We start from the raw sequence: 22206 nt of genomic DNA, 5'->3' as shown, positions 1-22206 counted from the left end.
CGGTCACAAACAGAATATGGTCCATTGCATCCAGGGTGAGGATGTGTTCAATGCCGAGCTGAAAATAAAATGTAAAATCTTGCATAGTATCAAGCGGGTACCAAAATAATTAAGAGATTTGTAACAGAAAAATTTATGATGTTAATGGTGCTACACCTCTTTAAGTGGTTAATCCTCTGCCAAAGTCTGTTTTCCGGGCCAGCCGGCCAGTCCCCAGCCCTTCCAGGCTGCACCCGCTGTATGTAAGCGTAACGGAGATCACCCACAATGCCACGGATAAAAACCTGGAAATAAGCTGTAAGATATTTACCGACGATTTTGAGAAAACACTTACCGCACTGTATAATAAGAAGGTAGACTTGTTTAATCCCAAAGACAAAGCAGAAACGGACCGGCAGGTATCGGAATATGTGCGCAAACGGTTACTGATAAAGCTGGATGGAAAGGATATTCCCCTGGAATTTGTAGGCTTTGAACGGGAAAACGATGCCATTTGGAGTTACTTCCAGGCTGCTGTGCCCAGTGTTCCCAAAAAGGTGGAAATTAGTAATAGTATTTTGTACGAAACCTATGATAAACAGCTGAACCTGATGCATGTTACCGTTGGGGGCGCCCGCAAAAGCACCAGGCTTAATTACCCCGACAAAGAAGCTAAGTTTGAGTTTTAAGGCAACGAGGTACTGCGGTAACGAAGGGGCGAAACTATAAGGCACCAGGGTATTGAGGCAACGGGTTGAAGAAAGCTTTTAAAGCAACCGGCTGACCGGCAAAAAGAAGGCGCAGCGTTCAAATACATTATCAGAGCCCTAACAACTATATCGTCACACTGCGCCATTGCGTTTTCCAAGGTCAATTGATTTGCACATTTATTGATACAATGGTCAGGGATACTTATTTAGCTCTTGCTATATTGCAACATCCACTCATATATATTCATATTATTTTCCCTATAGGTAGGATTGGTAGCTTTTGTCCAGGCATCATGCCCGCCGGTAGGCCATAAGGTAAGTTTCGCTTGAATAACCGGGTTCAGCGCATTGATCTTATTTACATACCCAATAGAATTGCTGGGCAACACTACCCCATCATCATTGTTGTGAAATGCCCAAACCGCCACCTTCGCATTGACCAGGTTTTTGGCCCTGGTATCATTGGGCCCTGATGCACCACAAATAGGCACGATGGCCGCTACCCGCCTGGCAAAATCACCTGCAAATTCCCAGGTATACCCTCCACCCATACTCAACCCACTGACATAGATTCTTGTAGTGTCAACACGGTACTTGGCAATAGCATAAGTAAGCATATCGTTGATGTCTTTTGCTACCGTCTTATAGTCCCAGGTTTTGATCTGGGGCGCTATCACGATAAAAGAATAGTTCTTACTATTGACTGTAAAATTGGGCGGAAACTTTTTGTCTTTGATCAGCCGGGGCACGCCCACATTGGCAGCATTGTACAATTGGGTTGAACCATCGCCCAACTCGCCTTTACCATGGATAAATATTAATAATGGATATCGTTTGGTCGTACTGTCGTACAGTGCCGGTAATGCCTGCTGAAAGCCGCCTATATTGTTATTGACATTGACTGTAATACCTTTTGAACAGGCGCTTTCACTTCCAGCATATTGTTGTACTTATTTTCAACAGGTGGTTTACCACCACCGGGCGTATCGCCTGGGGTAGTATCATCATTGGTATCTTTTTTACAAGAGGTAGTTGCCAGTACAGGCACAAGTATCAGGAAGAAATATTTGATCGCGGTTTTCATAAGTTTAGACTTTATAGGTTGTCGTACGGATCGGATGAAGTCAAAGATGGTGCCATTTTAGCAACGGGTCAAGCGTAGAAGTGATCGAAATGTTAAAACCGTATTTTTACTGCATAGGTAGGAAAGTTCACAGCAATCGTATTGACGAATACGTTGCAAACTAGCCACAGTCTTGAGTTTCAGGACTGTAAACACTGATAATAGTCAATGGAATAGACAGTACAGATGGTGAGTTGCCATTGAGCAGGCAACCCACGCTCTTTCTTAATCTTCTTCCATTTCTTCCTTAATAGCATCGGAGATGTTGACGAGTACCTTGTCTATGCGCTGGGCATCCATATCGATGATCTCAAAGCGGAAGCCTTCCCAATCGAGGGTATCGCCCGTATGCGGTATCCGTTCAAGTTTATGCAAAATAAATCCGGCAAGGGTATCAAACTCCTGCTCGCCTTCATGCATGTATTCTGTTTTGGCAAAACGGGAAAGGAAATCATAAAAAGGTATCTGGGCATCAACCAGGTAAGAACCATCCTGTCTTTCTACAATCTCATAGTCCACTTCATTGATCTCAGGCATACCGCCTACAATGGCTTCCAGGATATCATTGAGGGTGATCATGCCTTGTACACTCCCATATTCATCTACGATGAAGCAGGCGTGGTTGCGGGTAGCTTTGAATTTCTCCAATACATTATAGGCCGTCACATTTTCCGGAACAAAAGAGCCGGTTTCATGATCTGTTTGAACAAAGTAAGATCATTGGTCACGTACATATCCTTTAAGGATACCATGCCTTTGATATTGTCCAGGTCATCCTCGCAAATAGGATATACCGAATGGGGTTCGGTAACGATCTTATCCTTGATGGATTGTTCATTGTCGGTTACATCAAACCAGATGATATCGCTTCGGTGCGTCATCAGGGAGGTGATATTGCGATCGCCCAGGTGAAAGATGCGTTCAATGATCTCTTGCTCGGCCTCTTCAATGGTGCCCTGTTCGGTACCTTCGCTGATGATGGCCTTGATCTCTTCCTCTGTTACTTGGGTATCCTTGGCTTTGATCCTCAGGAGGCTTACAATTACCTGAGTGGATTTGGTGAGGAGCCAGATAAAAGGATAGGTGATCAGGCTTACAATACGCATGGGACCAGCTACCAGTTTGGCAATGCTTTCGGGCCTTGATAAGCCAATACGCTTGGGCACCAGCTCCCCCAGTACCAATGAAAAGTAAGTGATCAGGATAACAAGTACGGTAGTAGCAATACCATTGCTGTATGCTTTGAGCGATTCAAAGGTGTTGATATAATCAACCAGGTCGGTCTTTAATTGTTCGCCCGAATAAACACCCGTCAGGATGCCGATGAGGGTAATGCCTATTTGAACGGTTGAAAGGAAATGATCGGGATGGTTGGCCAGTTTTAATGCTTCCTGGGCCCTTTTATCACCCTTATTAGCCTGTGATTCCAGCCTGGCTTTCCGGGAGGAGACCAGTGCAATTTCAGCCATTGAAAATAATCCATTCAGTAGTATTAATCCAAGTATAATAAAAATCTCTGCCATGAGGGCTATTAATTTAACTAAGCTAATCTAAGTATTCCGATCTTGTTATTAAATAATTTACCGGTTGCCAAACCGATACCGCATCCAATCAAAGCGCCACAAAACACGTCGAACGGATAGTGTACGCCAACATATACCTGTGTATAAGCAATCACAAAAGCCCATAAAAGAACAAACCAGCCCACCGGCCAATGAAGCTACGCAGGGTAAGGAAAAAGAACATGGCCTGGGCAAAATGGCTACAGGCATGGGAAGAGGTAAAACTGGAACTTTTGGGACAGTAATTGATAAAAAAGCGGATCTGCTGCGCCACCGAAGGCTCCTGGCAAGGGCGAACCCGCATTACTGTTTGCTTAATCAACTGGCTGCTGATAATATCGGCCAATGCCGCAGTAAGAATGATGCCCAATATCCACCACAAACCCTGTTTACCAAAGTTCATGGTCACCAACAGGATAAGAAAAATATATAGTGGTATCCAGAAAATGGTTTCCCGCATAAAAGGCAGCACCGTATCCAGGAAAGAACTGCTCCAATCCTGGTTAATATGGGTAAGCAGCCAGGTATCGTAGGGTTGTATTTGTTGCCAGAATGTTAACAGGTTGGTGGCAGGATCAAATATCATAGTAACAAAAATAAAGAAAAGCAAGGATTCCCTTAATTTTAGCGCCTTATTTCATTGTAATGAAGCGAATTATAAAGCTGCCCACCCTGATACGCTGGATGTTATGGACTGGATTGATCCTGTTGATCCTGTTTACTCTGATGCGACTCGGACTTTACCTGTTCTTCAATAAACAGGGCAATTCGCTGGGTGAACTGGGTGGCACCTTTTGGCTTGGATTGCGGTACGATCTGCGCACTGTATCGCTCCTATTGATGCTCATGCTCATTATAGGCAGCCTTCCCTGGCTTCACCCTTTTACGAGCAAAGGAGGCAGGCGGTTCTGGACCATTTTATTATACATCGTGGTTTTCCTATTCCTTTTCCTGTTTGTAGTCGACTTTGCCCATTATGCCTATTTGGTACAAAGGCTCAATGCCAGTGTACTCAATTACCTGGAAGATGCCGGCATTTCACTCAATATGGTGTGGCAATCTTACCCCGTCATACGCTTAATACTGGCCCTGGTTGTTGGTACCTGGCTGATCATGTGGTTTATCAGGCGCGCCTACCGCCGGGTAAAAACCGCCCCGGGCCTGTTACAAAAAGAAACCGGGTGATCAGTTTTATTGTAGCCTTCCTGGTGCTGGGCTTTTTCTCTTCGGACGCTTCAATCAATATCCTTTGCGCTGGAGTGATGCCTTTGCCTTGGGAAATGATTATAAAGCCAACCTGGCCCTCAATCCCTTTGAATCGTTTTTCAATACCCTGAAGTTCCGCAACAAGTATGACGAGAAAAAGGTGAAAGCATTGTATCCTGTAATAGCCCAATATTATAACCTGCCCGCCAGTGATTCGGTATTGAACTATGAAAGGAAAGTAAGTCCACATCCCGGTGGTCTTACCACCCAACCCAATATCGTACTGGTGATCTGTGAATCATTCAGCGCCTATAAAAGCTCTATGTGGGGCAATCCATTAAACACAACCCCCTTCTTTGATAGCATGAGCAAAGGTGGATTGTTTTTTGAGCGTTGCTTTACCCCTACCTATGGTACGGCCCGTGGTGTATGGGCTACCGTCACAGGTATTCCGGATGTAGAAGTACCTAAAACTGCCAGCCGTAATCCGGGTGCAGTAGACCAGCATAGCATCATCAATGATTTTGCCGGTTATGAAAAACTGTATTTCCTGGGAGGCAGTGCCAGCTGGGCCAATATACGCGGCCTGCTTACCAACAATATCACGGGATTAAAATTATATGAAGGAGAAGATTTTAAATCGCCCACTGTTGATGTATGGGGCATTAGCGATAAAAATCTATTCCTTGAATCGAATAAGATACTGGCCCAACAAAACAAACCTTTCTTTGCGGTAATACAAACAGCCGATAATCATCGACCCTATACCATTCCGAAGGAAGACCAGCAGGAATTCAAGAAGGTGAATGTATCGCTTGATTCGATCAGGAGGTTTGGTTTTGAAAATGTGGACGAACTCAATGCCTTCCGGTATACCGATTTCAGCTACCGCAAATTCATTGAAGCAGCCCGCGCTGAAAAGTATTTCAACAATACCATATTCGTATTTATTGGCGATCACGGTATACCGGGTAATGCCGGTACTATGTTTCCACAAGCCTGGACCGAACAACGCCTTACTTCCATGCACGTGCCCTTGCTAATGTATAGTCCTGCACTGGTAAAACCAAGGCGTACGGATATGATCTGCTCACAGGTAGATGTATTACCTACCCTTGCCAGCCTGGCCAATATATCTTATACCAATACTACCCTGGGCAAAGACCTGCTGGATTCAACCACACATCCCTTTGCCTTTATCTTCGATCCGGATAACAATATGTCGGGCATCGTAAAAGGTGATTATTTTTCCGGCATCAACCCAAAAGTGGCAAGGATGAATTATTCTCCATTGTCAACAATACCATTCCCGGCAAAGATTCAGTGACTACAGCTGTTACCGCAGATATGCGCAAGCTCACAGAAGCCATCCATGAAACGGGTAAATACCTGTTGCTGAACAATAAAAAAGACCGCAAGTCGAAAAGACAGAAGACCGTAAGTAAATGATTTGTATTTCTTACCGGCTTTCGGACTTACTGACTTCCGGACTTTTTGTCTTGTTAGCAGGTGAGCAACCGATTGCCCGCAACTCATTATCCACAAATTCATTATATGTCTTTGACTTTCCTTAATTTCCCGGCTCGATGCTTGTCTGGCACTTCCTGTAAAATACCCATAAGTGGTATTTCTGCGTAGTAACAAACACCCTATTTTTGTAACTGATAAAACCCTTGGCAAGTGGCATTGATTAAAAGCATATCAGGTATTCGCGGAACAATTGGCGGTAAAAGTGGAGACAATCTAACACCTTTGGATGTCGTAAAGTTTGCTGCCGCCTATGGCAGTTGGCTACTCGAAAACAGTTCCATTCGTAAAGTAGTTATTGGTCGTGATGGACGTATCAGCGGCTCCATGGTACAACAGTTGGTGGTCAATACCCTGATGGGATTGGGCATTGATGTAGTAGATGTCGGCTTGTCCACCACTCCTACCGTTGAAATGGCCGTGGTATGGGAAAAAGCAGCCGGGGGCATTATTATTACCGCCAGTCACAATCCCAAAGAATGGAATGCGCTGAAATTATTGAATGAGCAAGGCGAATTCATCAGTGCTGCTGATGGGGCCATTGTATTGGAAAAAGCCCGTACAGAAGACTTCACCTTTGCCGGTGTGGATAAACTGGGCAGCTATACCCTGCATGAAACCAGTTTGCAGCAGCATATTGATGCCATTCTGAATTATCCATTGGTCAATGCCGAAGATATTCGCAAAAAGAAATACAAGGCCGTTGTAGATGTGATCAATTCAACCGGCGCCCTGTTTGTTCCCCCTGCTTAAAGCAATGGGCGTAGAAGTGATCCTGTTGAATGGAGAGCTCACCGGCAAATTTGCCCATAACCCCGAGCCCCTGCCGGAGAACCTGACGGAACTAAGCAATGCGGTGCGTAAACACAAGGCCGATTTCGGTATTGCTGTCGATCCGGATGTTGACCGCCTTTGTTTTGTATGTGAAGATGGCAGCATGTTTGGAGAAGAATATACCCTGGTAGCCGTAGCCGATTATGTACTGAGCAAAAGAACAGGCAATACGGTGAGCAATATGAGCAGCACCAAGGCGCTGAAAGAAGTAACCCTGAAACACGGAGGCCAATACTTCCCTCGGCTGTTGGTGAAGTGAATGTTGTAACCAAAATGAAGGAAGTAAAAGCAGTCATTGGCGGCGAAGGCAATGGCGGCATTATTGTTCCCGATTTCCACTATGGCCGTGATGCGCTGATTGGTATTGGTTTATTCCTGAGCTCCCTGGCTACCCATAAGAATGGTATGAAATCATTCCGCGCCCGTTATCCCGACTATTTCATTTCCAAGAATAAGATCGAGCTCGAGAATGGCATTGATGTAAAAGCCATCTTTGAGCGCATCCAAAAGAAGTACAAGAACCAGCCTGTTAATACAGAAGATGGCCTGAAGATCGAATTCGACAGCGATTGGGTACACCTCCGTACCTCCAATACAGAGCCCATCATCAGGATCTATGCGGAAAGTAATTTTGAAACCACCGCCAATAATATAGCCCTGCGCCTGATGCAGGATATTAAGGAGTCGCTGTGAAACCGTTGATCATATTATTACTCTTCTTTACCGGCCTACCGGCCGCCTTTGCACAAAAGAAAACGGTAGCACAAATAAAGGCTGAGCTCGAAAAATCGCCCAACAGTCCCTTGTATGTAAAGGAGGTATTGAAGAAAAGGTTTGTGATTGATACCATTGTTATCCGCAGTACGATGCAATTTATCGGGCTACCCGATAGCCTGGCCTACCATGGGAAAGTACGGAAGGTATATGGTCCTTACCACAATGGTAAAACGCTGGTACAGGTCCTGGCCAAGGCGCCTGCTACCTTCAACCATCCAGCACAGATATTCCTGGATACGGCTGTTTTTTCCAAACGTTTTGCCGATTCGCTTTCTGACAATATCATGATACGCATTAAGCAGGGTACCGCTAGTTTTGAAGATATGGCCCGGACCTATTCCATGGGTGGTGAAGGAGCTACCAGGGGCGATCTGGGCTGGATAGCCGTGGGCTACCTTTTACCGCAGATAGAAAAGGAGTTGGCCCATCGCAAAAAGGGAGATATTTTCAAGATATGGACGGCCAATGGTGTACATATTATCCGTAAGGTGGAAGATGCCAAAGAAGACCATGGGTATGCCCTCCTGATGCGTGTATTCCTCTGACCCGCCAACCAACTTAAAATACCTGTATGAAAAAGCTTTGTACTGTGCTCACCCTCGCCATTGCCCTGGCCGCTTGCAATGCCTTTCCCGAACCCAGGGAAAAGCTGAAATTAATAAAGGAAGAAGAAACCAGGAGAAAGAACGATAGTATACTCCTGGAGTTCAAGAAAGAGAATCAGCAACTGGAAAAGAAACGGGACTCCCTGAAGCAGGTACTGAAGGATACCTACAAAAGCATGGACAGCTCCCAAAAAAGAAGTAACGCCAGCCTCCCTGCCCCTATTTCCTGCTCAATAAATATTGTAAGGCTAGTTCATATCCTTTAAGGCCCAGGCCGAAAATACTGCCTGCCGACTTACCGGATACATGGGATAGTTTGCGAAAATCTTCCCGGGCATGTACATTGGAGATATGTACTTCCACCACCGGTGCTTTAATAGCAGCAATGGCATCGCCAATCGCTACCGAAGTATGGGTATAGGCAGCTGGATTAAGGATGATACCATCGTAATCAAATCCCACCCGCTGGATCTCATTCACCAATTCACCTTCTACATTGCTTTGATAATAATGAAGACTCACCTGCGGATATTGCAGTTGGAGGGTTTCCATGTATTTATCGAAAGACATATTGCCGTAAATATCTGTTTCCCGCTTACCCAGCAGGTTCAGATTAGGTCCATTGATGATAGCGATCTTCATATAATAAATTAGCAGCTAAAAATACAGCATTTATAGGAATGAATAAAGGGTGAACCGCCGTTGGAAGGCGCCCCACCCTTTGTTATTATTTCAGCACAGCCCTGCTAAGAAGGGCTGCCTTTTATTATTTATGCTCCTTGACCAGGTTGATGAAATCATCAAACAGGTAACGGCTATCGTGTGGGCCCGGTGTAGCTTCGGGGTGATACTGTACAGAGAAAGCCAGTTTATTCTTCAAACGGATACCTTCAATAGATTCATCATTGAGGTTCACGTGCGTAACTTCCACATGGGTTGCTTTCTTCACTGATTCGGGATCAACACCAAAACCATGGTTTTGGGTGGTGATCTCACATTTACCGGTGATCAGGTTCTTCACGGGATGGTTCAAACCGCGGTGACCATGGTGCAGCTTGTAGGTGTCTATATCATTGGCCAATGCCAGCAACTGGTGGCCCAGGCAAATGCCAAAGGTAGGTTTGCTTTCTTTCAGTATCTCTTTTACGGTAGCTACTGCATAGTCCATGGCAGCCGGATCGCCAGGGCCATTGGAGATGAAATAACCATCGGGATTGAATTGCTTTAACTCGGCTATGGTAGTTTTGGCAGGAAACACTTTTACAAAAGCGCCTCTGTCTACCATACACTGCAGGATATTGCGTTTGGTACCATAGTCCATTACTGCTACTTTAACCTCAGCGGTGGCTTCGTCACCCATGGTATAAGGCTTTTCAGTGCTTACAAAGCTGGCCAGTTCAAGGCCATCCATGCTGGGCACCTTGGCCAGTTCTTTCTTCAGCTCTTCTACATCGAGGATCTCAGAAGAGATGATACAGTTCATGGCGCCTTTTTCACGCACATGCGTTACCAGGGCGCGGGTGTCGATCTCTTCAATACAAACGATGTTATTGTCTTGCAGGTATTTCTCCAGGGAGGCATTGGCCTGCTTGCGCGAATATTGTTCTTCGAGGTTACGGCCTATCAGGCCACGGATCTTTACACTGTTGGATTCTACATCCGTATCCTTGGTGCCATAGTTTCCAACATGCACGTTGTTCATGATAATGATCTGGCCATAATAGCTCGGATCGGTGAACACTTCCTGGTATCCGGTCATACCGGTATTAAAACAAATTTCTCCGGCCGTAGTACCAATCTTTCCAAAGGCTTTACCAAAGTGAACGGTACCATCCGCCAATAACAGAACAGCAGGTTTTTGTGATGTGGGCATGTGTATCGAAAAATTTTGCAAAGAAAAGAATTATTAAATGTATTTGAAGTTAAAATTGTTCACAGGTTATACCTCAATGGGTTAGGGAGCAGCAATCCATGAGCTGGTAGCCAATACAGAGATCAACACACCTGGCTGGCCTGGCGCTCTCCCTGATACCCAAAAAAAGCCCCGCAGTTCAAATGCGGGGCTTCGGTATTAAAAGAATTCAAATCATGCTTATTCAGCGGCTTTGTCTTCTGGCTTGGAATCTTCCGCTTTAGCATCACCCGCTTTCTTAGTGGTTCTGCCGCGACGTGTTTTCTTAGCCGGCTCTTTCGCCTCTGTTTTGCCCTTACCGTAGATCTCGTTAAAGTCTACCAGTTCGATTAACCCCATTTCAGCATTATCACCCTTCCGGATGCCCAGCTTAATAACGCGGGTATAACCACCGGGACGGCCACCGATCTTCTCAGCAATGGTGCTGAACAGTTCAGTGATAGCCTCTTTATCCTGCAGGTAGCTGAACACTACACGACGTTGGTGTGTAGTATTTTCTTTACCCTTGGTGATCAGGGGCTCAATGTACGTACGCAACGCTTTGGCCTTGGCGAGGGTAGTAACGATTCTCTTGTGGGCAATCAGCTCGCAAGCTAAGTTGCTCAACAACGCCCTTCTGTGTGACGATGTCCTGCCCAGGTTGTTGATCTTGTCTCCGTGACGCATGACTTTTAAGTTTTACCGACTGTACCGTGTCAGGAATTACAGTCTAATTTGATAATGTGGTAATTTGAAAATTTGAGAATGCTCTAAGCAAACTTCCCTATTACCCGTTAAAACATTTATAAGGTAGATATTTGGAATCTGATCTCCGGAGAACTCCATATTCAAATTCTCAAATTATCTAATCTTCAAATTACTAGAGCTCTTCTTTATCCAATCCCAGCTTGCTCAGGTCCATACCAAAATGCAAACCTCTTTCAGCCAACACTTGCTCAATTTCAGCCAGTGACTTCTGACCGAAGTTGCGGAACTTCATCAGGTCTTCCTGCTCGTATTGTACCAGTTCGCTGAGGGAGTTGATCTTAGCAGCTTTCAGACAGTTGAACGCACGTACTGACAGATCGAGGTCTTCCAGTGGTGTTTTCAGTATCTTACGCAGTTGCAACATTTGCTCATCTACCACATCTTCTTTCTTATCTTCTTTGTTGTCGAAAGTGATGTTTTCGTCGGTGATGATCATCAGGTGCTGGATCAGGATCCGGCTGGCTTGTTTCACCGCTTCTTCAGGGTGAATGGTGCCATCGGTATTTACATCCATGATCAGTTTTTCATAGTCCGTACGTTGTTCCACACGCGTGTTCTCAATAGCGTATTTTACGTTCTTGATAGGCGTGAAGATGGCATCCGTAGGGATATAACCAAATGGAGCATCTTTTACTTTGTTGTCTTCAGCAGGTACGTAACCACGACCTTTGGAAACAGACAGTTCAATGTCCAACTTGGCAGAAGTATCTAAAGTACAGATCAGCAGATCGGGGTTCATGATGTCGAAGCTTTGGGTAGCTTCACCGATCATACCGGCTGTAAATTCAGCTTTGTTCTTAATACTCAGGGTAATCTTCTCTGCACCTACTTCATGATCCACTTTCTTTTTGAAGCGAACCTGCTTTAAGTTCAGGATGATTTCAGTACATCTTCGGTAATGCCTTTGATGGTAGCAAACTCATGGTCTACTCCTTCAATGCGGATACCTACGATGGCATAACCTTCCAGTGAGCTCAGCAACACCCTGCGTAAGGCGTTACCAATGGTCACACCGAAACCGGGTTCCAACGGGCGAAACTCAAATTGAGCTTCAAATTCCGTTGCTTTCTGTAAAACGATCTTGTCTGGCTTTTGGAAATTTAAAATGGCCATATTTTAAAATTTCTGTTTTTTACAAGTTTGAAGGCTTTGCTTTTATGCTGCCTTAAACGGTGAACAATTTGAAAGACTGCTATTCGGAGTACGGGGAAGGGCGACTGGATACCAGTCACGGCTCACCTTACTTAGAATACAATTCAACAATCAACTGCTCCTTAATGTTTTCAGGAACGCTTTCACGCTCAGGATAAGCTACGAAAGTACCTTTCATTTCACCTTCGCTCCAATCCAGCCAGGAGAACTTTTGGTTCTTACCGCGGAACTGGCCGGTGATAGAGGTATTGGCTTTATCCTTTTCTTTAATGCTGATCACATCGCCTGGTTTCAGTTGGAATGAAGGTACATTCACTACTTCACCATTAACGGTAATGTGTTTGTGAGAAACCAACTGACGGGCGCCGGGACGGGAAGGAGCGATACCGAGGCGGTATACTGCATTGTCCAAACGGGCTTCCAGGAGTTTGATCAGGTTTTCACCGGTAACACCTTTGATACGGTTGGCTTCTTCAAAAGTCTTACGGAATTGTTTTTCCAGAACGCCGTAAGTATATTTGGCCTTTTGTTTTTCTTTCAACTGAAGGGCATATTCACCCGGAGCCTTACGTTTTTTGGTAGGACCATGTTGACCGGGAGGATTGCTGTTCTTGCTCAGGTATTTACCATTACCTAAAATGGGCTCGCCAAAAATGCGGCAGATTCTTGTTTTCGGACCAGTGTAACGTGCCATAATTTGTTTAAGTGATTTTTTGGTGACGGCGCCTGATCAATAAAAATCGTAAAAATAAATCGGGCACCCTGTTTATGAATAGAAGTCGAAAGTATGAGGCCAGCAGTTTGATATGAATGTATCAGATGATCAGACTGCTGACTTCCGGCTTCAGTTTATACTCTTCTTTTCTTGGGAGGACGGCAGCCATTGTGTGGCAGCGGGGTTACGTCCTTGATCATTACCACTTCAATGCCATTCTGGGCCAATCCGCGGATAGAGCTTTCACGACCGGCACCGGGGCCTTTTACGTAAACGTCTACTTTCTTAACACCCGCATCGAAAGCGGTTTTAGCTGCATCAGCAGATGCCATTTGGGCGGCATAAGGAGTGTTCTTTTTAGAACCTTTGAAGCCCATTTTACCGGCACTGCTCCAGGAAATAACCTGGCCATTCTTGTTGGTAATGCTGATGATCAGGTTGTTGAAGCTGGCTACGATATGTGCATCGCCATAAGAATCAACCTTTACTACTCTTTTCTTCGCAGCGGCTTTTGCGCTGGGAGCTTGTTGTTTAGCTGCTTTTGCCATTTGTTTTAACAGGTAATCTTTGCGTTTTAAAATAATCCCGTTTTTAGCCGGGACTGAATCAATCCTCCTGCTGTGAAGCGATCCGGCACTGATTCAAATTCGTAGAGACGCAACAAGTTGCGCCTCTTTTTGCCCGGTACCAGGGGTAACAGGCAAAATATGAAAACAGAGACACTGAAAAACAGTGCCTCTGTAGCATTATTTCTTAGCTGCTTTCTTCTTACCAGCCACAGTCTTACGCTTACCTTTCCGTGTACGGCTATTGGTACGGGTACGTTGACCACGAACCGGTAAACCTTTACGGTGGCGTAATCCGCGGTAGCAGGCGATATCCAGCAAACGCTTGATGCTCATCTGTACTTCAGAACGCAACTGACCTTCTACCTTAAACTCATTGGTAATGATATTACGGATAGCGTTCAGTTCATCATCATTCCAGGCGTTCACCTTCTTGTTGAAATCAATACCTGCTTTGCCCAGGATATACTGAGCTGTAGAGCGACCGATACCAAAAATATAGGTAAGACCAATCTCGCCCCTTTTAGTTTTTGGTAAGTCTACACCGGCAATACGAGCCATATTCGATTTGAAATTTTAATTTACAATTTATCTTGTCAATAGAAATTGGTATTCCTTACCAATCCCGCATTGCCAATTAACCCTGCCTTTGCTTGTAGCGAGGATTCTTTTGTTGATCACATACAGCCTGCCTTTTCTCCTCACGATCTTACAATCGGCGCTGCGCTTCTTGATGGATGCACGAACTTTCATGTTATTTCTTTTTCTTATTTATACCTGAAAATAATCCTACCTCTGGACAAATCATAGGGACTCATTTCCACTCCCACCTTATCACCCGGCAAAATCCGGATATAATTCATCCGCATTTTTCCAGAGATGGTAGCCAATATTTCATGACCATTTTCCAACTTCACCCTGAACATCGCATTGGACAAGGCTTCCAGAATTACTCCATCTTGTTTAATCAGCGGTTGTTTTCCCATATTCGTTTAAGGAGGCGCAAAGATAGGATTATCACACGGAAATATGAAATAATAACATAAATTTTTCCTTCTCCACGCACTTTGGCCTTCAAGGCGGCAAAAGTAAGGATAAAATCCTTGATAATCAGGCAGGATTGAGTTCTACTTTCGTCATTTGATAGTAATGATTCTGTAATTCATGCACATTGATGGCCTGCCGCAGGTGCCGGCGATCCTCCCGCCACCAGATATCAAGGTGACTAAAATCGCCTTTATGGGGTACCAGTACCCGGAAAGAATCTTTTTATACTTTACAGAACCGTCACCATTCTCAACCCTCTCAAAACCAAGCTTTAGCAATTGTTCTTCCGATAAAGGGATGGGGTACAAATGTTCGGGTTTGAACCAGAATTCCTGAACAGATGTTTCCACACAAACCTCCTTGTCTTCTCTGTTCAGTTCCTTTACAGTGCCTTCCATTTGCTGGCCTTCAAATTCGGCCATTACAATGTCTCCGGGTTGCAGTTCTGAAAGTTTTAGCATACGACAGCAATTTTAGGTTAAAAAATACCGCGGCGCCTGCCAGGACGCAGAGAAAAGCAGTAGTTACCTGTCCTCAGCGTCTTTGCATGCCCGCGGTGTAATCATTTCCTAATTTAACAAAACCCCGGATATCAAAAAATAAAGTCCTGTTATCCGGCCGTTAAGGCGGGTTCAGCGCCCCAACACCCGACTCCAGGCCTATTAAGTTGCCAATGCCTCCCTATTGGCTTGGTGCGGACCCCACTGCCGGTTTTGCTTTGTACCTGCCTGGCCACGAAATACATGATCACGGCGGCAATTACCATGGCCACCATGGTTACATAACCCACGGTATCAAAATGGCGCAGGGATTTATCGGGATTCTCCACAATGATCATTCCCGATATAGCAGCGGCAATACCGCCGGAAACCTGCTGTACGGATGCGTTGATACTCATGAACGCTCCCCTGTCCTGCGGCTGCGGTATGGCACTGGTAATGGCTGTGGCAGGGATCATCCTCGACATGATGCCTGAAAACATAATGATATTGATCACGGCCAATATGAAGAAACTGGTATGCCCCAGGTTGGTATATACACCGATCATGAGGATACTAAGGGCGGTGCCAATACAGAAAACGATGTACTTGTCGATCTTATCACTTAGCTTACCGATCAGGGGCATTACCAAGAGGGAACAGATACCAGTGATCAGGTATAGCTGCGGCAATGCATCCTGGTGAATGCCCAGGTTATTGGTAGTGAAAGTGCTGGCAAAGGGCATGATCATAAAGCCCCGGTAGCCAGCAAAATGGTACCCAAAAATCCAAGGAGGTAGGGCTTCATGGAAACCGTATGGATCAGGTGCTCCAGCGGATTCTTCTCCGATCTCAGCTTTAAGTGCTCAGTCACCGGTTTCATATAGGCAACAATCACAAAGCCCAGTACCAGGCCAAAGGCCACAATCATCCAGAAGGTAGAATGCCAGCCCCAACGGGTGGCCAGCAGCAGGCCGATGGGAATACCCAATACCTGGCTACCGCCAAAGGCCATTTGAATAAAGCCCATTACCCTACCCCGCATCTGAATAGGGAACAGGTCGGTAACGATGGCCATACTGGCCGATCCTACCACACCCGCAAAAAGCCCTGTAACAATGCGGGCTATGAGCAGGAATGGAAGTCGGTAGCCAGCGCACAGAGGGCGGTACCTATCAGGAAACCGATGTAAAAGATTACCAACAGCTTTTTGCGATCATACTTATCGGCAAAACCAGCTGCCAGCACACCCGAAATACCGGCACTAAATGCGTAGGCCGATACCACCCATCCAAAACGGGCCGGTGTAATACTTAATTCTTTAATAAGAATAGTACCCAGCGGTGAAAGCACCATAAAGTCCAGGATAATGGTAAACTGGAGCAGGGCCAGGATGGTCACTACCAGTTTTTGGTAGGGTGTAAAGGAAGGTTTTAATGAAACAGTTTGGGATTGATTCATGGCTATAATTTGTCAATTTATTTAATCGGGCAAAACAGAACAGCAATAGCCGGCGCCCGTAACCAGGACTATTACTTCTTGCACGGATAGCTGGGTAGTCTAAATGAACATTCATTTACTTAATTAACAGGTAAATTTTTTTAAGGCTTTAAACCCTTTAAGACCATTTCCAGCGCCAGCTGCATAATATCTTCTGTAAGCTTAAAATCTTTATTCTTTTTTTCCTCCCTGGTTATGAAACTTGATCAACTGGTAAAGTGGGGCAAATGCCACAGCCCAATACACTTCAAAAGGCACTTCCCGCAACTCCTTATTGGCAATGGCTTTGTGCACAAAGGGTCCCAGTACACTTCCAAATTTGGCCCCAATCGCTTCATGGATCTTTTCGTACATGGGTGAGTAGCGTACCTGTTCCATAAACTGGGTCTCCATCGGAAAACGCATAAAATAATCCAGGCGGGCCCTCCACTGGGCCTCCATTCCTTTGGCAAAGGGGAATTCAGGATCAAACCCTTCCAGGGTAATGGTAAACATATCATCCACCACCGCAAGGACCACTTTCGTCAACAGGTCTTCCCGGTCCTTATAATATATGTACAGGGTGGCAGGCGAAATATTGGCGGCTTTCGCCAGTTTTTGCATGCTGAAACCATCAAGGCCATCATTTACAATCAGTTCGATGGTTTTCTGCTTAACCAGCCCTTCTTTATCAGTGTCTCTTGTTCTCATTACTGGCACAAAGGTAAGTGAATGTTCATTTACTTATGCAATGGAAGTGTTTTTTTCTTTGCCTGGTATAGAGCCGGAGGCTACAAAATAGCTTCGCCCGCCAGCTGCCAGGCCGCTCCAGGCAGTTAGTTCGTTCTTGTTAGGTTCGTGTATCCTAGGGTCATCCTAGGGTTTTCTTAGGGTATTTCTTGGGTAATGAATGGGTATAAAGCTTAAGATAGTCCTAAGAATACCTGAAGATATCCCTACTTTACAAGGAGGTAAAGGCCTTGAATAGAGGTACCAAAGGGGCTTATTCCTTATCCGGAACCACCAGGTCGCCCAACATATCCGCTATCACGCCTTTATAGGCCAGTATGAACTGCAGCCGGAAGGCGGTGGTACTGCCTTCGCGGGCAGAACCCAACATATCCCTGAGCTGAACAAACTCGGAATAAGGCGCATAGGATTTCTCATTGAACTTGTTCTTGCAGGTTTCATACTCACTAAATACTTCGCCCAGGTAATGCTCCATTGACTTCAGGGCATCATAGATCTCCTTGTTCTTTGAAAACAGGGTCATATGGATCTTGCTGTGTTTTATTTCGTCCTTGATACCCTCCAGGTCCAACTGCAGATCGTTGAAGGTTTCCATGTATTGGGCGTATGGCTTCAGGTAAACATTGGCGGTGGATACGATCTTTTCATCGTAGGGCACAGATAGTACTTTGGCGCGTAACATCCTGCGCACGCCTTTCACATCATGGTATATCTGACTTAGGCGCTTGATAATATCCTTCTTGAGGTCATTTTTATTTTTGATCTCTATCCTTAGCAAGTCCCTCGCTTTCTCTTCCCGCAGGCGGTTATCACTCTCCTGCTGCCGCATATCTTCTTCCCATCGTTGCTTATCGGCCTGCAGCCCGGCCTGGTCATGGGTGTACTGCGCCAGCAATAGCGAAAAAATGGAACCTATTACACCTACGGCAATGATCTGCAGGAAAACAATACCGATCTCTCTCTCAAAGGAATCCTTCTCCAGGGTGAAACCAAATTGCAATACCAGGAGGCCGCCCAATGACAGGGCGACTAAAATGACCAGGAATATGATAATCCAGGAAAGCGGAGAGAATCGTTTACCCACGCCGGGAATGCCGGGTTTAGAATTGCTTAAAAAGCCCATAAGATAAGTATTAGCGTTTAGATTAATATCCGGAAATGCTCACGGGTATCCTGATCGCAATAGCAGCGGAGAATAAGAAGGGGAAGTGTAACAGGAGGCAAAAGTTAATACAAAAACCAGCACCAGCAAACGAAGTTGACAAATTTTGATGCATGATAAATGTCAAACCGCCCTGCAACAAGGGATATGCATACCTGTTGCAGGACGGTTTACAACGATGATCAATATGTATTGATCACATACAAAACATTATAGAGCAGCCAATTGCTTATTGATAAAGGCAATTTCCTCTCCCGATAGCATTACATCAATAGCCCGGGCATTCTGCACCGCTTGTTCGGCGTTCCGGGCACCCACCAGGGCCACGGTGATGGCCGGTTGTTCAATGGTCCAGCGGATCACTAATTGGGCAAGGGTGGCTTTCCTGGCTTCCGCCAGCGGTTTCAGGGTATCCAACATGGCATTCACCCTTACAATACTTTCTTCTGTATAAAAGCGGTTGCCTTCGCGCGTATCACCTTCACCAAATTGATAACCTGGTTTTATTTTACCCGTCAGCAAACCTCTTTGTAAAGGGCTATAAGCAATAATAGATTTTTTATTTTCCAGGGCATAAGGCACCAGTTCTTGCTCAATATCGCGCAATACCATACTGTAAGGCACCTGGTTGGATGCCAGGCTAATCGTCCGGGCAGCTTCTTTCATTTGATCTGTTGAATAATTGCACACACCGGCAGCCCTGATCTTTCCCTGTTGTTGCAACAAGGCCAATGCTTCCATGGTTTCGGCAATGGGTGTCGACTCATCTGCCCAATGGATCTGGAACAGGTCAATATAATCTGTTTTCAAACGGCGCAGGCAATCTTCACATTCTTTGATCACGCTGGCTTTGGATGCCAGCTTATAAATATCAAGATCATTGCCCGCAGCATCCTGGCTCTTGAAAAAGAAAACACCTTCCTTTACATCCCAGCGCAAACCGAATTTGGTAAGCAGTTGTACTTTATCCCTCGGTATGCCCTGTATGGCTTCTGCCACAATTTCTTCACTCAGTCCCTGCCCATAAGCAGGAGCCGTATCGATAGAAGTAACGCCTTCACCATAAGAAGCCTGGATGGCTTTTACTGCTTCTTTCCTGTCGGACCCGCCCCACATCCATCCGCCAATGGCCCAGGCGCCAAAGGTAATTGCTGATAACTGAAGATCTGTTTCGCCCAATTGTCTGTATTCCATAGTTTGTACTTTGAGCAGCAAATGTACAATGGTAATACATACTAACTACTGTTGCCCGCTGATCGCCAACCAATAGTTGGCAGCTTAATTTTCACTGCCGGCTTCCTGTCTGATCACCGGCGCCTTAACTTCTTTTTTACCCAGTTTCCAGGCAACAGATAGCGCCAGGTACCGGCTTTGATAGCTGGTGGTAGCGTATTGGGTAAATACAGCGGTTTCCAGGGTTTGCCTTAGGGAAAGGAAGGTGGGCGACAAAAAATTATCTGCCCGGAAATTGATGGATAGTTTATCGTCTTTAAATTTTTTGTTTACGGCTAAGCCATAATACTGCCATACCGTCCGCTTACCCTGTAAACTGATATCAGGTGAACCGGCAGCCCCCATCGCATCAATACTATAGCCCTTACCTATATTGCAATTGAGGTAAAAATTACCACTGTACTGGTACGCTTTTCGTACCTGTTGCATGGCTACGCTTTCAAGGGCAATATGCCGCAAATTGGTGGTTACGGTAAGGGTTAATTTCTGCCCCCATTTCCTGGTAAGGCTTAGCAACCAGCCCAACACATCGTTTTTGCCAATGTTTTGGTAAGTACTCCTGAATACCCCACCACCCAGCGGCAGGCGTATCTGTTCTATGCTATTGTGGGTAGTGTTGTAATAAAGGGAAGCCATTACAGTTAGCTGCTTTCCGATTAGTGTATATCCAATTTCATAGCGATGTGTCACTTCGGGTTGGAGGTAGGGATTGCCGGTTTGTATATTAAATGAATCACTGTAATTGGAACCAGGGTTAATGGCCCCAAATAGGGACGGGTGATCCTTTTACCATAGCTTCCTTTAATTACATGCCTGCCCCGGAATGTGCGCGATAGCAGGATATTGGGAACAAAATTTTTATAATCCGGTACATTAAGGGCTGAATCCTTAAAGGCTGTTTGTAATACCGTTTGCTCATACCGGGCCCCTACCCTCCATTGCCATTTCATGAAACGGAAATTCAGGTTACTGTAGGCAGCATAAATATTGCGGTGGTAATTAAACCAGTTCGACCTGCCTTCATCCTTACCAAACAAGCCTGCCGGGAAATTGAATACTTCAAAATTGTTGATGCTGCTGTAATGCCTGAACATGGATTTGAAACCTGCATCCCAGTTTACACTGTCGTTGACCTGGTGGGCATAATCGGCCTGCAACATAAGTTCCCTGTTGGATATGCTGCCACGGAATTGCTCTTTGTAATCAGCAGATTGCCTGTCAACCTGGTCCAGGTCATAGGCATCCTTACCCGATTGAAAGAATTGGGTAACCAACAAACTGTATTGCTGTTTACGGTCGCGCGACTTCCCGTTATAGGCTATATTAAATGTATTCAGGTCATTACCGGAACTACTGTTGGTATTCCTGGTAAATGCAGTAGACAAGGTATCTTTCAGGAAATAATCATTATAAGTGATGGCCTTGGTATGATCGCGGTTAAAGCGAAACCGATAACCGCCACTAATGCTTTGCAGGTCATTGAATACATAAATAATATTGGCACCTGTGTAAAATGATCGTCCATAATTATCCCATTTACTTTGCTGCTGCAGCCGGTCCTTTGGGTTACCGGTCTTGTTTTCCCGGGTAAGGGTTGAACGGTTTTCGTTATCGTAGACATACAACCCTGAATTGATGTTGAATATCCAGTTGCCGTTCCGGATGTTGAGATCGGGCGTTATACCCTGCCTGATATTGCCTCCCTGTGCCCGCAATGTTCCATTCATGGCATTAAACCGGCTTCTGCGGGTAATGATATTGATCACACCATCTGTACCTTCTGCATCGTATTTGGCCGAAGGATAGAGGATCACATCTATGCGCACGATATCTTCAGCAGGTATTTGTTTTAAGGCATCGGCCACCGTTACAGCATATATATCCGAAGGCTTGTCGTCAATATATACCCTGATATTGGTACTTCCTCTTAATACAGGGCCTCCGTTTTGGTCAACGGCCAGCATGGGTATTCTGCGCAGCAGATCGCTGGCCGTTGAACCAGCCGGAATAATATCGTTGGCGGCGTTATAAGCAAATCCATCAGCAGCAGGTGTTATCAACGGTTTGCTGGCTTGCACTAGCACGGCTGCCAACATACCAGTATCGCGGTTGATGGCATATACTGCCGGACCAAGCATGGCAGTATCGGGGAGTCCAATGGGCGGAGAGATAAACTTTCTATACCCCACCACATTCACGGTCAGGTAATACCTGCCTGCCGGTAAGTCGTTAAAAATAAAATGCCCCAGGCTATCGGCAATAAGGCTCTTAAATGTAACCTGTTGCCGGGTGAAGATGGATACAGAGGTATAAGGTACCGGCTGGTTGGTGAGGGAGTCGATCACCCGCCCGGAAAACCGGTAATGTTCCTGCCCTTTTCCCGGTGAGCATAGGAGGAACAATAATACGATAAGGATTACAGGTACTTTCATGATGAATACAAATGAACAGATCTGGCGGGTCTTATTGGCGCAACTTTGACAAGCTGCAGCCAATCCGTGATCAACTGCATAGGCCCGGTAGCTGATCATCCCCACCCTGGTTGCAATGGGAAAGCCGGCCTGTCTAAAAGCTTTTTCAACCCTGTCGGTTTTGTTCTATTTCCGGAGGATGGCCGCCAATAGCTTTGTTGAAAATTATA

Annotated in this window: 28 protein-coding genes and 3 pseudogenes; 9 read left to right on the top strand and 22 right to left on the bottom strand. The window is 45.5% G+C overall.

Annotated features, from left to right (window positions below):
* Window positions 1-164: 164 nt before the first annotated feature.
* A complete protein-coding gene (locus RS881_RS15670; protein WP_315821932.1) occupies window positions 165-668 on the top strand; it encodes a DUF6702 family protein in 504 nt (167 codons plus the stop codon).
* Window positions 669-895: 227 nt separating this feature from the next.
* Here RS881_RS15670 and RS881_RS15665 read toward each other — a convergent pair whose 3' ends face one another.
* The 5 genes and pseudogenes from RS881_RS15665 to RS881_RS59490 all read right to left on the bottom strand — a co-directional run bounded on the left by RS881_RS15665 (window position 896) and on the right by RS881_RS59490 (window position 3777).
* The gene (locus tag RS881_RS15665) at window positions 896-1483 is read right to left on the bottom strand and encodes a carboxylesterase family protein (RefSeq protein WP_315821931.1); all 588 of its coding nucleotides are present in this window, start codon (window positions 1481-1483) and stop codon (window positions 896-898) included.
* Between the two features lie 86 nt (window positions 1484-1569).
* The gene (locus tag RS881_RS15660) at window positions 1570-1773 is read right to left on the bottom strand and encodes a hypothetical protein (protein ID WP_315821930.1); all 204 of its coding nucleotides are present in this window, start codon (window positions 1771-1773) and stop codon (window positions 1570-1572) included.
* Window positions 1774-2037: 264 nt separating this feature from the next.
* Window positions 2038-2478 carry a transporter associated domain-containing protein gene (locus RS881_RS15655; RefSeq protein WP_315821929.1) on the bottom strand — a complete coding sequence of 147 codons (441 nt, stop codon included), beginning with the start codon at window positions 2476-2478 and terminating at the stop codon, window positions 2038-2040.
* Entirely contained in the window at window positions 2475-3335 is an 861-nt protein-coding gene (locus RS881_RS15650; protein ID WP_315821928.1) for a hemolysin family protein, read from the bottom strand. Before RS881_RS15650 ends, RS881_RS15655 begins: the two co-directional genes overlap by 4 nt.
* 17 nt (window positions 3336-3352) lie before the next feature.
* Window positions 3353-3777: pseudogene (locus RS881_RS59490) on the bottom strand (phosphatase PAP2 family protein).
* 242 nt (window positions 3778-4019) lie between these two features.
* Between RS881_RS59490 and RS881_RS15640 the strand changes: the two are divergent.
* The 8 genes from RS881_RS15640 to RS881_RS15605 all read left to right on the top strand — a co-directional run bounded on the left by RS881_RS15640 (window position 4020) and on the right by RS881_RS15605 (window position 8589).
* On the top strand, window positions 4020-4559 hold the full coding sequence (locus RS881_RS15640; RefSeq protein ID WP_315821926.1) for an LTA synthase family protein: 540 nt from the start codon (window positions 4020-4022) through the stop codon (window positions 4557-4559).
* 64 nt (window positions 4560-4623) lie between these two features.
* The gene (locus RS881_RS15635; protein WP_315821925.1) at window positions 4624-5907 is read left to right on the top strand and encodes an LTA synthase family protein; all 1284 of its coding nucleotides are present in this window, start codon (window positions 4624-4626) and stop codon (window positions 5905-5907) included.
* The gene (locus RS881_RS15630) at window positions 5904-6029 is read left to right on the top strand and encodes a hypothetical protein (protein WP_315821924.1); all 126 of its coding nucleotides are present in this window, start codon (window positions 5904-5906) and stop codon (window positions 6027-6029) included. The genes RS881_RS15635 and RS881_RS15630 overlap by 4 nt, the downstream gene beginning before the upstream one ends.
* Before the next feature lie 231 nt (window positions 6030-6260).
* On the top strand, window positions 6261-6860 hold the full coding sequence (locus tag RS881_RS15625) for a phosphohexomutase domain-containing protein (protein ID WP_315821923.1): 600 nt from the start codon (window positions 6261-6263) through the stop codon (window positions 6858-6860).
* Window positions 6844-7200 (top strand): phosphohexomutase domain-containing protein, encoded by a 357-nt coding sequence (locus tag RS881_RS15620; RefSeq protein ID WP_315821922.1) that lies wholly within the window; start codon window positions 6844-6846, stop codon window positions 7198-7200. The genes RS881_RS15625 and RS881_RS15620 overlap by 17 nt, the downstream gene beginning before the upstream one ends.
* Entirely contained in the window at window positions 7197-7634 is a 438-nt protein-coding gene (locus RS881_RS15615; RefSeq protein ID WP_315821921.1) for a phosphohexomutase domain-containing protein, read from the top strand. Before RS881_RS15620 ends, RS881_RS15615 begins: the two co-directional genes overlap by 4 nt.
* 5 nt (window positions 7635-7639) lie before the next feature.
* A complete protein-coding gene (locus RS881_RS15610) occupies window positions 7640-8263 on the top strand; it encodes a peptidylprolyl isomerase (RefSeq protein WP_315821920.1) in 624 nt (207 codons plus the stop codon).
* Window positions 8264-8289: 26 nt separating this feature from the next.
* On the top strand, window positions 8290-8589 hold the full coding sequence (locus RS881_RS15605) for a hypothetical protein (protein ID WP_315821919.1): 300 nt from the start codon (window positions 8290-8292) through the stop codon (window positions 8587-8589).
* Here RS881_RS15605 and aroQ read toward each other — a convergent pair.
* The 17 genes and pseudogenes from aroQ to RS881_RS15520 all read right to left on the bottom strand — a co-directional run bounded on the left by aroQ (window position 8543) and on the right by RS881_RS15520 (window position 21997).
* The gene (gene aroQ, locus RS881_RS15600; protein ID WP_315821918.1) at window positions 8543-8965 is read right to left on the bottom strand and encodes a type II 3-dehydroquinate dehydratase; all 423 of its coding nucleotides are present in this window, start codon (window positions 8963-8965) and stop codon (window positions 8543-8545) included. The genes RS881_RS15605 and aroQ overlap by 47 nt on opposite strands.
* 124 nt (window positions 8966-9089) lie before the next feature.
* A complete protein-coding gene (gene carA / locus RS881_RS15595) occupies window positions 9090-10196 on the bottom strand; it encodes a glutamine-hydrolyzing carbamoyl-phosphate synthase small subunit (RefSeq protein ID WP_315821917.1) in 1107 nt (368 codons plus the stop codon).
* A 219-nt stretch (window positions 10197-10415) separates the two neighbouring features.
* Window positions 10416-10901: a 50S ribosomal protein L17 gene (gene rplQ / locus RS881_RS15590; protein WP_350340128.1), complete on the bottom strand. Its 486-nt coding sequence runs from the start codon at window positions 10899-10901 to the stop codon at window positions 10416-10418.
* Window positions 10902-11094: 193 nt separating this feature from the next.
* Window positions 11095-11823 carry a DNA-directed RNA polymerase subunit alpha gene (rpoA, locus tag RS881_RS15585; protein WP_315821916.1) on the bottom strand — a complete coding sequence of 243 codons (729 nt, stop codon included), beginning with the start codon at window positions 11821-11823 and terminating at the stop codon, window positions 11095-11097.
* A gap of 29 nt (window positions 11824-11852) precedes the next feature.
* Window positions 11853-12095 carry a hypothetical protein gene (locus tag RS881_RS15580; protein ID WP_315821915.1) on the bottom strand — a complete coding sequence of 81 codons (243 nt, stop codon included), beginning with the start codon at window positions 12093-12095 and terminating at the stop codon, window positions 11853-11855.
* A 127-nt stretch (window positions 12096-12222) separates the two neighbouring features.
* The gene (gene rpsD / locus RS881_RS15575) at window positions 12223-12828 is read right to left on the bottom strand and encodes a 30S ribosomal protein S4 (protein WP_315821914.1); all 606 of its coding nucleotides are present in this window, start codon (window positions 12826-12828) and stop codon (window positions 12223-12225) included.
* Between the two features lie 155 nt (window positions 12829-12983).
* Window positions 12984-13397 (bottom strand): 30S ribosomal protein S11, encoded by a 414-nt coding sequence (rpsK, locus tag RS881_RS15570; RefSeq protein WP_315821913.1) that lies wholly within the window; start codon window positions 13395-13397, stop codon window positions 12984-12986.
* A gap of 198 nt (window positions 13398-13595) precedes the next feature.
* Complete coding sequence (gene rpsM, locus RS881_RS15565; protein WP_315821912.1) at window positions 13596-13976, bottom strand: 30S ribosomal protein S13; 381 nt, start codon at window positions 13974-13976, stop codon at window positions 13596-13598.
* A 27-nt stretch (window positions 13977-14003) separates the two neighbouring features.
* Entirely contained in the window at window positions 14004-14168 is a 165-nt protein-coding gene (rpmJ, locus tag RS881_RS15560) for a 50S ribosomal protein L36 (RefSeq protein ID WP_425476351.1), read from the bottom strand.
* Window positions 14169-14182: 14 nt separating this feature from the next.
* On the bottom strand, window positions 14183-14401 hold the full coding sequence (infA, locus tag RS881_RS15555; protein ID WP_119054088.1) for a translation initiation factor IF-1: 219 nt from the start codon (window positions 14399-14401) through the stop codon (window positions 14183-14185).
* Window positions 14402-14551: 150 nt separating this feature from the next.
* A complete protein-coding gene (locus RS881_RS15550; protein ID WP_315821911.1) occupies window positions 14552-14923 on the bottom strand; it encodes a hypothetical protein in 372 nt (123 codons plus the stop codon).
* A gap of 149 nt (window positions 14924-15072) precedes the next feature.
* Complete coding sequence (locus RS881_RS15545; protein ID WP_315821910.1) at window positions 15073-15693, bottom strand: MFS transporter; 621 nt, start codon at window positions 15691-15693, stop codon at window positions 15073-15075.
* Window positions 15690-16297: pseudogene (locus RS881_RS15540) on the bottom strand (MFS transporter). The gene RS881_RS15545 and the pseudogene RS881_RS15540 overlap by 4 nt, the downstream one beginning before the upstream one ends.
* 315 nt (window positions 16298-16612) lie before the next feature.
* Window positions 16613-17131 (bottom strand): TetR/AcrR family transcriptional regulator, encoded by a 519-nt coding sequence (locus RS881_RS15535; protein ID WP_315821909.1) that lies wholly within the window; start codon window positions 17129-17131, stop codon window positions 16613-16615.
* Window positions 17132-17423: 292 nt separating this feature from the next.
* Window positions 17424-18293, bottom strand: coding sequence for a hypothetical protein (locus RS881_RS15530; protein WP_315821908.1), 870 nt, complete (start codon window positions 18291-18293; stop codon window positions 17424-17426).
* A 249-nt stretch (window positions 18294-18542) separates the two neighbouring features.
* Window positions 18543-19526: an aldo/keto reductase gene (locus RS881_RS15525; RefSeq protein WP_315821907.1), complete on the bottom strand. Its 984-nt coding sequence runs from the start codon at window positions 19524-19526 to the stop codon at window positions 18543-18545.
* 84 nt (window positions 19527-19610) lie between these two features.
* Window positions 19611-21997: pseudogene (locus RS881_RS15520) on the bottom strand (TonB-dependent receptor).
* Between the last annotated feature and the right edge of the window lie 209 nt (window positions 21998-22206).

It is taken from the genome of Paraflavitalea speifideaquila, assembly GCF_032395985.1.
GTDB lineage: Bacteria > Bacteroidota > Bacteroidia > Chitinophagales > Chitinophagaceae > Paraflavitalea > Paraflavitalea speifideaquila.
The sequence above is the reverse complement of the archived record's forward strand: the minus strand, read 5'-3'. Positions and strand labels throughout refer to the sequence as shown.